This window comes from Shinella sp. M31 (assembly GCF_049199205.1).
GTDB lineage: Bacteria > Pseudomonadota > Alphaproteobacteria > Rhizobiales > Rhizobiaceae > Shinella.
In genome coordinates this window covers 1-211 of sequence record NZ_JBLZPH010000032.1, presented here as the reverse complement: position 1 = coordinate 211, position 211 = coordinate 1, and the positions used below count along the sequence as shown (strand labels likewise).

1 pseudogene is annotated in these 211 nt (G+C 61.6%); it reads left to right on the top strand.

Annotated features, from left to right (window positions below):
• Positions 1-211 (top strand): annotated as a pseudogene (locus tag ACOZKU_RS05270) (EamA/RhaT family transporter); the annotation flags it as partial.

Below are 211 nucleotides of genomic sequence, written 5' to 3'. Positions count from 1 at the left end.
ATCGTCGGCTTCGAAGCGTTGGCGGGGCTCGGGCATCAGGCCTTGGCGCAGATCGCCATCGTCGTGGCGACCATCTCCTATGCGGGTGCCGCGATTTTCGGAAGGAATTTCGGGGGTATGGACCCAATGCTTCCGGCCGCGGGGTCGATGGTGTGCGGTGCGATCCTGCTCATACCTGTCAGCCTGATCGTCGATCGTCCATGGACATTGA